Here is a 14960-nt window from a genome sequence, read left to right as displayed (position 1 = left end):
AAAAACTGAGGAGTTCTCAATGGAAATGGTATTTATTGCAGCAGCAATCATCATCGGTATGGGCGCACTGGCCACCGGCATCGGCTTTGGTATTCTGGGCGGCAAACTGCTCGAAGCTACTGCTCGTCAGCCTGAAATGGCCAACCAGCTGCAGGTTAAAACCTTCATCATGGCGGGTCTGTTGGATGCTGTTCCAATGATCGGTGTTGGTATCGCGATGTACCTGATCTTCGTTGTTGCTGGCTAATACAGCCTGAAGATGCGGGCGCAGTTCTGAAGATCAGAGCCAGGCGCCCCGTTTTTCTGGTTTCCAGCACGCAACGAATAGCAAGAGGTATATAGCCGTGAATATAAACCTTACGTTGATAGGGCAATCGATTGCCTTCGCTATTTTCGTCTGGTTCTGCGTGAAATATGTTTGGCCGCCGATTACGGCTGCCATGGAAGCGCGTCAGAAGAAAATTGCCGAAGGTCTTTCTGCTGCTGACCGGGCCTCACTGGATCTTGAGCTTGCTCAGGAAAAAGCTGCCCAGCAACTGCATCAAGCCAAAGAAGAATCTGCTTCTCTTATCGATCAGGCCAACAAGCGCGCTGCACAGATAGTTGAAGCATCAAAAGACGATGCCCGCAAGGAAGGCGAAAAGCTCATTGAGCAAGCCCGTGCGGAAATTCAACAGGAGCGTATTCAGGCTCGCGACGCACTCAGAACAGAAGTGGCATTGCTTGCCATTGCGGGTGCCGAGAAGATTCTGGAAACCTCTGTCGATGCCAAAGCTCACAGCGAGATGCTGGACAAGCTGGCTGCAGAACTCTAAGCGAGGGTCCCATGGCAGAACTGACTACGTTAGCCCGGCCCTACGCAAAAGCTGCTTTTGATGCCGCGAAAGAGCGAGACGCCGTTGATTCCTGGGATCAGGCGCTTGGTTTTGTAGGTCTGTTGGCGGCTGATAAAGCTGTGAAGAATATTCTGGCCAATCCTGGCCTGTCTGAGCAACGCAAGGCAGAACTGTTTTTCGATACCGCTGAAGAACAGCTGCCAGAAGCACTCAGAAACTTCCTGTTGATTCTTGCTGAAAGCAAGCGCCTGGCGTTGCTTCCGGAAATTTCTACCCTGTTCACCTTCTACCGCGCAGAACTTGAGCGCACAGTTAATATGAAGGTCAGCACGGCGTATGAAATGACCGCCGAAGAGCAGCAAAAGCTGGCAGAAGCATTGTCCAGGAAACTGGAGCGTAAAGTCGCCCTTGAAGCCGCTGTGGATCGTTCTTTGATCGGTGGCGTTGTGGTAAATACCGGCGATCTGGTTATTGACGCTTCAGTCCGTGGCAAGCTGGCAAAAATGGCCAAAGCACTGGGCTCCTGATTTCAGCAAAAGGTTTGAGGACAAAGGCATGCAGCAACTGAATCCATCCGAGATCAGTGACATCATCAAAAAGAGAATCGAGAAACTCGATATCTCTTCTGAAGCAAAAAATGAAGGCACCATACTGTCTGTAGCAGACGGCATTGTGTTGATTCATGGCCTCGCCGACGTAATGTCCGGCGAAATGATCGAATTCGCCAACGGCGCATTCGGTATGGCTCTGAACCTTGAGCGCGACTCTGTCGGCGCGGTTGTACTGGGCGACTACGAAGATCTGGCCGAAGGTCAGAAAGTACGTTGCACCGGTCGTATCCTCGAAGTTCCGGTTGGTCCGGAACTGATGGGTCGTGTTGTTGACGGTCTGGGTAATCCGATCGACGGCAAAGGCGAGCTGGGCACCAGCCAGACCGAGCCAGTTGAGAAGGTAGCGCCGGGTGTTATCGAACGTCAGTCCGTTGACGAGCCGGTACAGACAGGCCTGAAAGCCATCGATACCATGGTTCCGATCGGTCGCGGTCAGCGTGAGTTGATCATCGGTGACCGTCAGATCGGTAAGACCGCTGTCGCCATCGACGCGATCATCAACCAGAAGAATACCGGCATCAAGTGTATCTACGTTGCGGTTGGTCAGAAGCAGTCTTCCATCGCTGCGGTTGTACGCAAGCTGGAAGAGCACGGCGCAATGGACCACACCATCGTCGTGGCCGCTGGTGCTTCCGATCCGGCAGCCATGCAGTTCCTGGCACCGTATTCCGGTACTACCATGGGTGAATACTTCCGTGACCGTGGTGAAGACGCTCTGATCGTATACGATGACCTGTCAAAGCAGGCTGTTGCTTACCGTCAGATTTCTCTTCTGCTGCGTCGTCCACCGGGCCGTGAAGCCTACCCGGGTGACGTTTTCTACCTGCACTCCCGTCTTCTGGAGCGTGCATCCCGTGTAAACGCGGACTACGTTGAGAAGTTCACCAACGGTGAAGTGAAAGGCAAGACCGGCTCTTTGACCGCGCTGCCAATCATCGAGACTCAGGCCGGTGACGTATCTGCATTCGTACCGACCAACGTAATCTCCATCACCGATGGTCAGATCTTCCTCGAGACCAACCTGTTCAACTCCGGCATCCGCCCGGCGATGAACGCTGGTGTTTCTGTCTCAAGGGTAGGTGGCTCGGCCCAAACCAAGATCATGAAGAAACTGGGCGGTAACATCCGTCTGGCTCTGGCTCAGTATCGTGAGTTGGCAGCTTTTGCTCAGTTCGCATCGGATCTGGACGAAGCCACACGTAAGCAGCTCGAGCATGGTCAGCGCGTTACCGAACTGATGAAGCAGAACCAGTACAGCCCTATGTCTGTGGCTGAAATGGGTACTGTTCTGTTTGCCGCCAACGAAGGCTTCCTTGATGACGTAGATGTCACCAAAGTGGTCAAGTTTGAAGCCCAGTTGCTGGACTGGATGCGGGCAGAGCAAAAAGAACTGCTTGAGAAAATCGGTCCCGAAGGCACGTTCAACGACGACGTTGCCGCTGGTCTGAAAGCTGCGCTGGAGAAATTCAAGACCACTCAAACCTGGTGATATCAGCGGCCCGCCAAGGCGGGCCTGTTGGTCCAAATGAGTGTCTAACTTGAAAGGGCAGTGACCTATGGCCATCGGAAAAGAAATACGTAACCAGATCGGCAGCATCAAGAGCACGCAGAAAATTACCAGCGCCATGGAAATGGTGGCAGCCAGTAAGATGCGTAAAGCTCAGGAGCGTATGCAGGCGACTCGCCCTTACGCGGAAAAGATGCGGCAGGTAATTGGACACATTGCCAAGTCCAATAAGGATTATCGCCATCCGTTTATGGTTGAGCGTGAGGTGAAGCGTGTTGGCTACATCGTTATCTCCTCTGATCGCGGTCTGTGCGGTGGTTTGAACGGCAACGTGTTCAAGCTGCTGGTGCGCGAAATGCGCGACTGGAAAGAAAAAGGTGTTGGGACCGATCTCTGTGCAATCGGGCAGAAAGGCGCATCATTTTTCCGCAATTATGGCGGCAATGTGATCGCTGCGCTGACGCATCTGGGCGACGACCCCAGTGCGGAAACGCTGATCGGCAACGTCAAGGTAATGCTTGATGCCTTCCAGGACGGCAAGATTGATCGCCTGTACCTGGTGAGCAACGAGTTTGTAAACACCATGACGCAACAGCCGAAAGCTGAGCAGCTGCTGCCGCTGCCGGAAGGTGCGGAAGATGATATCGGTCACCAGTGGGATTACATCTACGAGCCGGATTCGCGTCCGATTCTGGACGGGCTACTGCCACGTTATATCGAGTCCCAGGTGTATCAGGGTGTGGTAGAAAATCTGGCCTGCGAACAGGCTGCCCGGATGATTGCCATGAAGAGTGCTACCGATAACGCCGGTGACATTATTAACGAGCTGCAGTTGGTCTACAACAAAGCTCGTCAGGCAGCCATTACGCAAGAGATTTCGGAAATTGTGAGCGGCGCGGCATCGGTCTGATCCGCCACGATCCTACTGGTTTTATTGACTATAGAAGATAACGAGGAACCGAGCATGAGTAGCGGACACATCGTTCAGATCATTGGCGCGGTTATCGACGTGGAATTTCCACGTGATGCCGTGCCAGGCATTTACGACGCACTGCTGCTTGAAGGTGGCGATACAACTCTGGAAGTCCAGCAGCAGCTGGGTGACGGCGTTGTTCGTACCATCGCGATGGGCAGCACTGAAGGCCTGAAGCGTGGCCTGAAAGCAGAAAATACACACAAGCCGATTTCGGTACCCGTGGGCACCAAGACCCTGGGCCGCATCATGGATGTTCTGGGTCGTCCTATCGACGAAGCAGGGCCGATCGGCGAAGAAGAGCGTTGGGCTATCCACCGCAAAGCACCAAGCTATGCAGACCAGGCTGCTTCTGCCGACCTGCTGGAAACAGGCATCAAGGTTATCGACCTGATTTGCCCGTTCGCCAAGGGTGGTAAAGTTGGCTTGTTCGGCGGCGCCGGTGTGGGCAAGACCGTTAACATGATGGAACTGATCAACAACATCGCGAAAGAGCACTCCGGTCTCTCCGTATTCGCAGGTGTTGGTGAGCGGACTCGTGAAGGTAACGACTTTTACTACGAAATGAAGGACTCCAACGTTCTTGATAAAGTAGCGATGGTTTACGGCCAGATGAACGAGCCCCCAGGAAACCGTCTGCGTGTGGCCCTGACCGGTCTCACCATGGCTGAAAAGTTCCGTGACGAAGGTCGTGACGTACTCTTGTTCGTTGACAACATCTATCGTTACACCCTCGCGGGTACAGAAGTATCAGCACTGCTGGGCCGTATGCCTTCAGCGGTAGGTTATCAGCCTACTCTGGCCCAGGAAATGGGTGAACTGCAGGAGCGTATTACCTCTACGAAAAATGGTTCTATCACGTCCATCCAGGCGGTCTATGTACCTGCGGATGACTTGACTGACCCATCTCCGGCCACCACTTTCTCGCACCTTGACGCCACCGTGGTTCTGAGCCGTGACATCGCTTCCAAGGGTATCTACCCGGCGATCGATCCGCTTGACTCTACTTCGCGTCAGCTGGATCCGCTGATCATCGGCGAGCAGCATTATGAGGTTGCCCGTGGTGTGCAGAACGTTCTGCAGCGCTATAAGGAACTGAAAGACATTATTGCCATTCTAGGCATGGACGAGCTGTCTGAAGAAGACAAGCAGACCGTTTCCCGTGCTCGTAAGATTGAGCGGTTCTTGTCTCAGCCGTTCCACGTTGCTGAAGTATTTACCGGTTCGCCGGGCAAGTACGTGTCTCTGAAAGAGACCATCAGCAGCTTCGAGGGCATCCTGAACGGCGACTACGATGATATGCCTGAGCAGGCATTCTACATGGTCGGCGGTATGGAAGAAGCCATCGAAAAAGCGAAGGCCATGAAAGCGAAAGAAGCTAAGTAATCTTCTTTCAATTTCTGACCCAAGAGGCTTAGAGATATGGCTATGACTGTACATTGTGACGTCGTGAGCGCTGAGAAGAAGATTTACTCCGGCCTGGTAGAGATGCTTATCGCTACCGGCACCGAGGGTGAGTTGGGCATTCAGTTAGGCCATGCTCCGTTGCTGTCCGCACTCAAACCGGGGGCAGTCCGGATCATCAAGCAGGGTGGTGAGGAAGAGATTCTGTACGTTTCCGGGGGCTACCTGGAAGTGCAGCCAAACCTTGTGACCCTGATGGCCGACACGGCGGTGCGTGCGAAGGACGTTGATGAGGCTGCAGCATTGCAGGCTCAGAAAGACGCCGAAGCAGCACTGGCGAATAAAACGGGCGAGTTCGAGTATTCTCGGGCTGCTGCCGAGTTGGCCGAAGCGGCCGCTCAGCTGCGTACTTTGCAGAAGCTGCGCAAAAACGTTCGCTAGAACGGTTTGCAAAAGCTCGCCCAGAAAAGCCGCATCCAGCATGGGTAGCGGGTGTTGTGTCACCGTACAAGGTGATTCCAATACCGGTTTCCAGTAGCAGGGATGCGGCTTTTTTTATTGTTTTAACGGTTTATTGAAATCACCCCGTCCACCTAAGGGAGCTGTGTCCCCATGTCACCGTTGCACGTTGTTATCCTGGCCGCCGGCCAGGGCTCAAGGATGAAATCATCGTTGCCGAAGGTACTGCACAAAGTCGCAGGCCGGCCCATGCTGCACCATGTGATCGATACGGCACTGACCCTGGGCGCTGAAAAAATACACGGGGTGATCGGGCACGGCGCAGATCAGGTCAAGGCCGCGACCAAGGCGCACAGCGTAAGCTGGGTAATGCAGGAGCAGCAGTTGGGTACCGGGCACGCCGTTGCGCAGACGTTGCCAGAGTTGCCTGATGATGCGCGGGTGCTGGTTCTATATGGTGATGTTCCACTGACTACGGCAGATACGTTGAAGGGGCTGGTTCAGGATCTGGACGAGCGAACTCTGGGATTGTTGACCGTTACACTCGACAATCCACAGGGTTACGGCCGTATCCTGCGCAACGAGGCGGGAAAGGTCACGGAGATTGTCGAGCAAAAAGATGCAAACGCCGAGCAGTTGGCTATCCCCGAAGTGAACACGGGTATTCTCGCTGTTAGCGCGCGACACCTGAAAACATGGTTGCCACAGTTGTCCAGCAGCAATGCTCAGGGCGAGTACTACCTTACCGATATCATTGCGATGGCGGTGCAGGAAGGGATGTCGGTGAATGTGGCTCAGCCGGGTAATCCGTATGAAGTGCAGGGTGTGAACAACCGTCTGCAACTGGCTGAACTTGAGCGCTGGTACCAAAGCCGGGAAGCCGAGAGGCTGATGACGGAGGGCGCCACGCTTGCGGATCCGGCGCGCGTGGATGTGCGCGGCGAACTCACCATAGGCAACGACGTACTGATTGATGTAAACGTGGTGTTTAATGGCAAGGTGACGCTGGGTAGCAATGTATCTGTTGGTCCGGGCTGTGTCATCACAGATGCCGATATAGCTGATGGTGCTCAGATTCATGCACACAGTGTAATCGAGCAAGCCAGTGTAGGGCCCAATGCTCAGGTCGGGCCATTTGCCCGCCTGCGTCCCGGCACACAATTGGCGGCGAACACCAAGGTTGGTAATTTTGTGGAAACCAAAAAAACCGTTGTCGGTGAAGGAAGCAAAATTAACCACCTCAGCTACGTTGGTGATGCTACGCTGGGAGCCAATGTAAACGTGGGTGCAGGTACCATTACCTGCAACTATGATGGTGTAAACAAATATCAGACCCAGCTTGGTGATGGGGTGTTTGTTGGCTCCAATAGCTCTCTGGTTGCACCGGTTACCGTCGCGGCTGGCGCCACGGTTGGTGCGGGGTCCACCATCACCAAGGATGTGCCTGAGGAGCAACTGGCCGTAGCCAGGGGCCGGCAGCGCAACATCTCCGGTTGGCAGAAGCCGGAAAAACACTGAATAGGGTTTCCTGCCAGAATTTTACCATTGGTTATATTACGAACAGGACAAGCAGCATGTGTGGCATTGTAGGTGCGGTTTCAGAACGGGATGTTCAGAATATTCTTCTTGAGGGCCTGCGCCGCCTTGAGTATCGGGGATACGACTCTGCCGGTATGGCGGTTCTGGATGGCAAGAGCGCGGTACAGCGCGCCCGGGAAGTCGGTAAGGTAGCCTCGCTGGCTGCTGCGGTCGAAACCAATCCGCTCTCCGGCCACCTTGGTATTGCCCATACCCGTTGGGCAACTCATGGTGAGCCGTCACAGCTCAATGCCCACCCTCATATGTCCGGTGATCGCCTTGCGATTGTTCATAACGGAATCATCGAGAACTATCAGGAGTTGCGTGAAGAGCTGAAGGCCGACGGCTTTGAGTTTACCTCCCAGACCGATACCGAAGTGGTTGTTCACCTGATCCAGAAGAACTACCGCGAACTGGGCAAGCTTTACGATGCGGTAAAGGCTTCAATCGCTCGCCTGCGTGGAGCTTATGCTCTTGCTGTCGTACATGCTGATGAGCCGGATCATGTTGTGGTATGCCGCGAGGGCAGCCCGTTGGTGGTTGGCGTTGGTATTGGTGAGAACTTCATTGCGTCGGACCAGCTTGCACTCTTGCCGGTAACCGACAGATTCATGTTTCTCGAAGAGGGTGATGTTGCTGACATTCACCGGGACCGCATCGAAATTCATGATCGTGATGGTGCACCGGTTGAGCGTAGCATAAGCCGTTTCGAGCACAGCGCAGATTCCGCAGACAAAGGCGAATACCGGCACTTCATGCTCAAGGAAATCAACGAGCAGCCAAGAGTTATCAAAGCCACCATGGAAGGCCGTGTGACTGAATCACGGGTTCTGGAGCAGGCGCTTGGCACCTCGGCCGGCGATCTTTTGAAAGATGTCCGGCACGTGCAGATCATTGCCTGTGGTACCAGCTACCACGCAGGCATGGTTGCCCGTTACTGGATCGAAGAACTGGCCGGTATCCCTTGCTCCGTGGAAGTAGCCTCCGAGTTCCGCTACCGCAAACACGTTATCCAGAAAGACACGCTGTTTCTCTGTATTTCCCAGTCTGGCGAAACCGCAGATACGCTGGCCGCCCTGCGCCAGGCCAAAAAGGCCGGCTTCCGCGCTGCGCTGGCAATCTGCAACGTACCGGGCAGCTCACTGGTCCGCGAATCCGATCTGGTCATTATGACCCAGGCCGGGCCGGAAATTGGCGTTGCTTCGACCAAAGCCTTTACCACCCAGCTAACAGCGCTGTTGATCTTCACCCTGGCATTGGCTCGACAAAATGGTCTGGGCGAAGAGCAGGAAGCCGAAATCGTCAAGGCACTGCATCTGGTGCCAGGCCAAGTCAGCGATGTACTCGCACTGGATGGCGAAATTGCAGAGATGTCCAAGCGGTTTATGGATAAAAACCACTCTCTGTTCCTGGGGCGGGGGTCGCAGTTCCCGGTAGCCATGGAAGGAGCTCTGAAGCTCAAAGAAATTTCCTATATCCATGCAGAGGCATACCCGGCCGGCGAGCTGAAACACGGGCCTCTAGCGTTGGTTGATAGTGAAATGCCTGTGATCACGGTGGCGCCCAACAACGGCATGGCCGAGAAGCTTAAATCCAATATGGAAGAAGTCCGGGCCCGGGGCGGTGAACTGTTTGTGTTCGCTGATCGCGCAGCGGACATAAAACCGGAAGAGAACATCCATGTAGTGCAACTTCCGGAAGTGCACGAAATCACGGCTCCGATTGTATATACCGTGCCTCTGCAACTGTTGTCCTACCATGTTGCAGTACTCAAGGGCACAGACGTGGATCAGCCCCGAAACCTGGCGAAAAGCGTAACGGTGGAGTAACCAGCCGGGAGTGCTAAGCAGGATGAGACTGCCGTGGGTTTTGACGCTACGCCAAAAATGTCTCCGGGGTGTTTGGGTTGTGGTTGTATTGGTAATGAGTGGTCTTAAGATTCTCTACCCACAGCAGCTTCCGTACTCCGGAATGCGATAGCAGGTTTCAACGACCAGCTCAGCGAGCGACTGGCTATTATGAAGTATGCTGCCAGTCGCTCGGAACTGTTCACTGCTGAAGCACCGTCACCCCTGAAGTCGAAGAGTTGATTCTCTTCAATAGGCTTTGTATGGGAGAAACTTGCCAGACAAAACAACATTTACGCGATCACCTTTGGGATCATCTTCGCGCTGAATATCCATCGAAAAATCGATGGCGCTCATTATGCCATCGCCGAACTCTTCATGAATCAACTCTTTGATCGTGCCGCCGTATACGCTGACAATTTCGTACCAGCGATAGATCAGCGGGTCGGCAGGAATAGCGGTGGGAAGCGAGCCTTTGTAGGGGGTCACCTGAAGCCAGGCAACTGCTTCGTCACTGAGTTCGAACAGTTCGCCGACTTTTTCAGCCTGCTCCTTGTTCATCGCCATCTGGCCAAGGCATGCAGAGGTGGTCCATTCTTTGGATAGACCAACGGTATCTGCAACGGTGCTCCACTTGATGCCCTTGAGCACTTTGGAGGACATAATCATCTGGGTTACTTCATCGCGGCTATTAATCATAATGGCTTCCTTCAGTTTGTATGGTTAATCGGATGTATCGGGTTCAGCATCGCCCTGATGCTCAGGCAGCCTGGCTTTGTGTCGAGGTGCCTATTTTCAGTTGTGAGACCATCTGACCACCCAGGTATTGCTCCATAATGAGTTCGTTGGCATCTTGCGAAATGGTCTTCCAGGTCCCTTCGGCCAAAGGCCGACCATGCAAAACCACGGGCATAGAGCGGGTTTTGAGCCGTATTACCGGAGGCGTATGTGTGTACGTCACTGTGTCCATGCCGAATATGGCGTGAGCGATTGCTTGAGCCTGATGCTTTACGGGCTCAATAAAGCGACAGGGTGTTCCGTCAATGCTGATGCAATCGCCAAGTGCATATATATTGGGGTCACTGGTGCACAGCGTTTGGGGGTCCACTGCGAGCCCGGATTCAAAACGCAGATGTGCCTGGAGAGCCAGCCTGTTATCAGTGACTAACCCCGTGGCTGCGACAATGTGATCGACTTCAATAGAGGGATTGGCTTCGAGCTCGACAACTCGTTTGCCGCTTTCAAGCTCTGTAATACCGGCAACATCAACACCACCGTAGTAAGTGACGCCGAGGTTGGTCAGGCTGTTGACCAGTCGAGATGAGGCCTCTTCAGGCAACAGGCCGGCGAGCGGCGAGGTGTTGCGATCAAGAAGCGTGACCTTGTGACCTGCGTGAGCAAAATCTTCAGCCAGCTCGCACCCGATCATACCGGCTCCGACAATGGCCACCGACTGTTTACCTCCGGCAAGCGCCTGCTGCAGGCCAGACCAGCCCTCCAGCTCGTTGACGCGCCAACACAAAGAGGGGGGGAGCTGGGGCGGAAGGACCGGCTTGGCACCTTGAGCCAAAACCAGGTGGGTGTAGTTCAGAGTCCCCCGAGTAGTGCGTAGCTGTCGAAGTGCCGGGCTTAAACCCACCGCGAAAGTGCCTGGCATCAGCTGCACACCGAGGCGGCGGGCTGCATCGGGTCCGGTCTCGCGGATGAGCGCTGATTTATCGGCACCGCGGCTAATTGCGACAGATAGCTCAGGCTTGTGATACAGGTCACCCCCGCAAGCGCTGACCAGTGTAATGGGAACATCCGGATTCAACGTGCGTAGTGCTTCCACCGTGGACCATCCAGCAATGCCAGCGCCTACAACAACAACCCCGGGTTCGCGGTTGAACTGTATGGGCTGCTCGGAGACGGTGATTTCCTGTCGTTCAAACAGCTCGAAATCTGTTTTGGTGACGCCACACAAAGGGCACTCCCAATCGTCAGGAATATCCTCAAAACGGGTGCCTGGTGCGAGTCCGCTATCCGGATCCCCCAGTTCTTCGTCGTATATCAGTCCACATGCGAGGCAAATGTACTGCCTCCAGGGCATGGTTTTGTCGAGGGGTTGCTGGTTCATGCCGGTACCTCTTCACGCATTTGTTTTGCCATTTCCCATCTCAGGTGCTTGAGGGCAGGTGTGACGATGGCGACGAAATGTGCCTCGCGTATTCGGCGTTGCGGCGATGAGTTCATCAGGTAACCCCGCGCACCCTGGTGCAGAAGTGCGGATTGAGATGCCTTGAGTGCAAGTTCCGAGCCCCATGCTCGTAAATCAAGCACATCAAGGAGGAATTCTTTGGAGCCATCGAACGGGGTCTGGCATAGCCTCGATGTCACTTCTGTCATTTCATCGAGCTCGGCCTGCAGCTCATCGGGTCGGTCATGCAGATACTGATTCACATGGCCAAGTGAGGGTTCGACCTCGCGGGCAGAGTCAATAGAACCCTGAATAACACCGGTGGCCATCCCAGCCTGCAACAAAATAAATGCGGCGCGAACGCGCTGGATAAAGGGCCGGGCAGGATCGGCAATTATCTGATCTTGGCTGACAAAATAATCGACCAGCGGTATGGCCCAGGTGCTGGTACCTTCCATTCCGGAAAACTCGGGGCATTTTCTCAGTGTCACGCGCTCGTCCAGATCCAGCAGGAACATAATCTCATGGGAGCGGGTTCCATCATCCCGGTCGACGGAGGCGATCACACCACAGTATTGCCCCGGGGCAATATGGCTGACCCAGGGCAAAGTACCACTGACGCTATAACCGCCAGGAACCTTCCTGGCTTTCAATGCCATCTTTTCGATGCCAGTGAATGCTTTCATCGGGTTTGATAGACCCGTTCCACCGAAGGTACGCCCGGCGGTATGATCGGGTAGTCGGGCAAGCAGTGCCGGGTTACCCGATTGCTCCATGTAGAGCCCGCAAACATCATGGCACCAGGTCATGAAACCGGTGGACCCGCAGTGCCGGCTGATTTCCTGCATGGAGGCCACCGCCAGGCCATAGCGAGCGCCATATTGGTCAAGATGACCGGCGAACGCGCCGGCTTGGCCGAGGTTTGCCATGATATCCAGCGGGTAGTAACCCTCATGGTCGATTCGGTAGGCTGCCGGGGCGAGCTGTTCGCGCCCGACCATGCTGACATCAGCGAGAACCTGTGAATCGTCAGCCCAAAGGGCCTGGTTTGAAGAGACTGCGACGCTGTTCATGGCATTCCTCCCTAGTTAGTTGAAAAGTAATTAGTCCATCATGCTGATGCTGAACGGGATGGGGTTGCGCATGCTGTTTGCGACGGGGGAGAAGTAGTTGGCTTTCTCTACAATCTCGTTCAGTTCCTCACGGGTTGCATCGCCTTCGATGAGGACCTTGACGCGGATGTCCTGAAAACCCATCTCTTCCGGTGTACGATCGGCACCACCGGCACCCCAGGCTGCGCTATTGCCAATGTCAGCCTCCAGAAAGACTTCCAGACGGCTCAGTTTGACCTGCCTCCAGGTGGCGACAGCGGTGATGCCAACGCAAAGGCAGCCACCTAAACCAGACAGCACGATTTCGCCTGGTGCCGGAGCGGTATCTTCTCCGAACAAATGCAGCGGTTCGTCCACCACAACTTCGTGTTGGTTAACGTGGCTGACGGTGCGGTATTGGCCATCGGTAATGGTGTGGACTTTGTTGGTGCCACGATTCTCAGGGTTTTTTCTGCCTTTTTCGGCGAACGCTGATAAGCCGTCGCGGTCGATTGGGCGCAGGTAAGTTGAAACAGTCTTCGGTGCGGTTGCTGTGCTCATGGCTTTACTCTCCAGTTAAATTGGCAAACCCGAGCGCATTGTTACTTCTGCGCCCAGCTTTGCTTTAAAGAACTGCATGGAGTGTGCCAGAACAAATAAATCTATAATAAACAATGAGTTGTTGTTATTTTTCTGATAAATACATCAGCATTGGAATGCTTTGGCAATAAATGTAAGCCTGACAATGTCAGACATTTGAGTGGACGCCCAGTTTTTCCATCCTGTAGCGAAATTGCCTGGGGGTCATATTCAAAAGGGCCGCCGCTCGGGTTTTATTACCCCCTGTTTTTTCCAGTGCCTCTTCAATAGCTCTGGATTCGTCTTCACGCACCCAGCTGTAGGGGCGCCCTTGTGCTAATGCCGTGGGAGCTTCCTGAGCCGGGGCGCCCGGTACAGACGCTGGTGGGGATGTGTGCGTTGTTTCGAGCGGGTTGTTGATAGCAGACTCCTGGAGCAGGATTATTTCGATATCCCGGATACTGATTGCGCCATTCAAAGCTGTGAGAACGGATCGTTTGATCACATTTTCCAGCTGACGAATGTTTCCTGGCCAGTTGTAACTCTCCAGTCGTTCCATCACCCCCTGTCCGAAAACGGTGTAGCGACTGTAATCCCGGTTCGCCGACATCAGGAAATGGCGCGCGAGTAACTGCACGTCACCCGCCCGCTTCCGCAGAGGTGGAAGGTGAATGGGAAACACGTTGAGTCGATAGAAGAGGTCCAGGCGGAACGTGCCTCTATTGACCGCCTCTTGAAGGTTTTTATGTGTGGCAGTGATGATACGCACATCGACAGGAATATCCCGGACTCCGCCAACACGCTGTATGACCTGGCCTTCAAGCACACGCAGCAGCTTGGATTGGAGTTCCAGATTCAGATCACCGATTTCATCCAGGAAAAGTGTGCCGCCATTTGCCAGTTCAATCTTGCCCTGCTTCGCAGATGTTGCACCTGTAAAGGCGCCACGCTCATGCCCGAACAACTCGGATTCGAGCAGTTGTTCCGGGATAGCGGCACAGTTAATGGCAAGGAACGGGCTGTCTTTACGAGCGCTATTCAGGTGCAAAGCCTGTGAAAAGCGCTCTTTTCCGGTTCCCGATTCGCCGGTGATCAGCACTGTTACCGGAGTGTTGGCAACACGGGCTATCTGGTCGAGTGCGTTATGAATGGCAGGGCTTTCGCCAAGAATGCCGTGATTAGCGTACTTATTCTGCAGGGCATCTTTCAGCTCGCGGTTCTCTTCCTGCAGATAACTGGTCCGCTCATCAATCAGGTTATTGATCTTGATGATCTGAGCGATAAAGGTGGCCAGAATACGAAGGATGACCAGATCTGCATCAACCGGACGAGGCCGCATGCGCAAGCGGTGGGCCGCCAGAACCCCGATGGGAGTATCGCCATCCATGATGGGAACTGCAATATAGGCGACCATGTTGTCAGGTAGTGTGGTTCGCTCAACGGCTCGGAAAAGGTAGCCGGTATCGTCGTCGATATTCTGTACCACCGCCAGCTTCCCGGTTTTCATTACCTTTCCTGTAATACCTTCACCGTATCTGTAGCGGCCCTTATGGCGTTCCGCGCTTGTGAGGCCATAGCTGTAACGGATCTGCAGGTCGGAGTTGGTGGAGGAGGGCAGCAAGACTCTGCCTCTATTCAAGCCGAGCATCTGGGACATCAGTCTCAGAGTGCTGGTGATCGCTATTTCAGGTGTGGCTGAATGCCCGATCAGTTTAGCGGCTTCATGCAGGACTGAGAGGTCGGAGCCGGCGGTGTCTGCGCTGGAGTGGGTATTGTTCGTTAGCTCGTTGTCGCCCATGTCGTTCATCATATTGTCTGCCAATGTTGGAATAGGCTCATGCAAATTGTGCACCGATGTTCGACATTGTCAGGTTTGGCGGAACAACCAGCTGGCCCCGG

The 14960-nt window shown here is 54.2% G+C and carries 14 protein-coding genes; 9 read left to right on the top strand and 5 right to left on the bottom strand.

What is annotated here, in order from left to right; all coding sequences use genetic code 11:
- The first annotated feature begins 19 nt into the window (after window positions 1–19).
- The 9 genes from atpE (at window position 20) to glmS (ending at window position 9197) form a co-directional block, all read left to right on the top strand.
- Window positions 20–247: a F0F1 ATP synthase subunit C gene (gene atpE, locus Q4501_RS06245; protein ID WP_014873137.1), complete on the top strand. Its 228-nt coding sequence runs from the start codon at window positions 20–22 to the stop codon at window positions 245–247.
- A 97-nt stretch (window positions 248–344) separates the two neighbouring features.
- Window positions 345–815: a F0F1 ATP synthase subunit B gene (locus tag Q4501_RS06240; RefSeq protein ID WP_303595142.1), complete on the top strand. Its 471-nt coding sequence runs from the start codon at window positions 345–347 to the stop codon at window positions 813–815.
- Between the two features lie 11 nt (window positions 816–826).
- Window positions 827–1363 (top strand): F0F1 ATP synthase subunit delta, encoded by a 537-nt coding sequence (locus Q4501_RS06235; protein ID WP_303595140.1) that lies wholly within the window; start codon window positions 827–829, stop codon window positions 1361–1363.
- Between the two features lie 28 nt (window positions 1364–1391).
- Window positions 1392–2936, top strand: coding sequence for a F0F1 ATP synthase subunit alpha (gene atpA / locus Q4501_RS06230; RefSeq protein ID WP_303595138.1), 1545 nt, complete (start codon window positions 1392–1394; stop codon window positions 2934–2936).
- A gap of 67 nt (window positions 2937–3003) precedes the next feature.
- Window positions 3004–3864 (top strand): F0F1 ATP synthase subunit gamma, encoded by an 861-nt coding sequence (atpG, locus tag Q4501_RS06225; protein ID WP_303595136.1) that lies wholly within the window; start codon window positions 3004–3006, stop codon window positions 3862–3864.
- 54 nt (window positions 3865–3918) lie between these two features.
- Entirely contained in the window at window positions 3919–5313 is a 1395-nt protein-coding gene (atpD, locus tag Q4501_RS06220) for a F0F1 ATP synthase subunit beta (protein WP_303595134.1), read from the top strand.
- A gap of 36 nt (window positions 5314–5349) precedes the next feature.
- A complete protein-coding gene (locus tag Q4501_RS06215; RefSeq protein WP_303595132.1) occupies window positions 5350–5772 on the top strand; it encodes a F0F1 ATP synthase subunit epsilon in 423 nt (140 codons plus the stop codon).
- Between the two features lie 171 nt (window positions 5773–5943).
- A complete protein-coding gene (glmU, locus tag Q4501_RS06210; RefSeq protein ID WP_303595130.1) occupies window positions 5944–7308 on the top strand; it encodes a bifunctional UDP-N-acetylglucosamine diphosphorylase/glucosamine-1-phosphate N-acetyltransferase GlmU in 1365 nt (454 codons plus the stop codon).
- Window positions 7309–7364: 56 nt separating this feature from the next.
- The gene (gene glmS, locus Q4501_RS06205) at window positions 7365–9197 is read left to right on the top strand and encodes a glutamine--fructose-6-phosphate transaminase (isomerizing) (protein ID WP_303595128.1); all 1833 of its coding nucleotides are present in this window, start codon (window positions 7365–7367) and stop codon (window positions 9195–9197) included.
- 267 nt (window positions 9198–9464) lie between these two features.
- Here glmS and cynS read toward each other — a convergent pair whose 3' ends face one another.
- From cynS to Q4501_RS06180, 5 genes are all read right to left on the bottom strand, one after another.
- Window positions 9465–9914, bottom strand: a complete 450-nt coding sequence (gene cynS / locus Q4501_RS06200; RefSeq protein WP_303595127.1) for a cyanase — start codon at window positions 9912–9914, stop codon at window positions 9465–9467.
- 61 nt (window positions 9915–9975) lie between these two features.
- Window positions 9976–11331 (bottom strand): FAD-dependent oxidoreductase, encoded by a 1356-nt coding sequence (locus tag Q4501_RS06195; RefSeq protein ID WP_303595126.1) that lies wholly within the window; start codon window positions 11329–11331, stop codon window positions 9976–9978.
- Window positions 11328–12464: an acyl-CoA dehydrogenase family protein gene (locus tag Q4501_RS06190; RefSeq protein WP_303595124.1), complete on the bottom strand. Its 1137-nt coding sequence runs from the start codon at window positions 12462–12464 to the stop codon at window positions 11328–11330. The genes Q4501_RS06195 and Q4501_RS06190 overlap by 4 nt, the downstream gene beginning before the upstream one ends.
- 30 nt (window positions 12465–12494) lie before the next feature.
- Window positions 12495–13043, bottom strand: coding sequence for an OsmC family protein (locus Q4501_RS06185; RefSeq protein ID WP_303595123.1), 549 nt, complete (start codon window positions 13041–13043; stop codon window positions 12495–12497).
- Window positions 13044–13230: 187 nt separating this feature from the next.
- Window positions 13231–14904: a sigma 54-interacting transcriptional regulator gene (locus Q4501_RS06180; RefSeq protein WP_303595122.1), complete on the bottom strand. Its 1674-nt coding sequence runs from the start codon at window positions 14902–14904 to the stop codon at window positions 13231–13233.
- Window positions 14905–14960 lie beyond the last annotated feature (56 nt).

The organism is Marinobacter sp. 2_MG-2023 (assembly GCF_030546935.1).
Taxonomy (GTDB): Bacteria; Pseudomonadota; Gammaproteobacteria; order Pseudomonadales; family Oleiphilaceae; genus Marinobacter.
The sequence above is the reverse complement of the archived record's forward strand: the minus strand, read 5'-3'. Positions and strand labels throughout refer to the sequence as shown.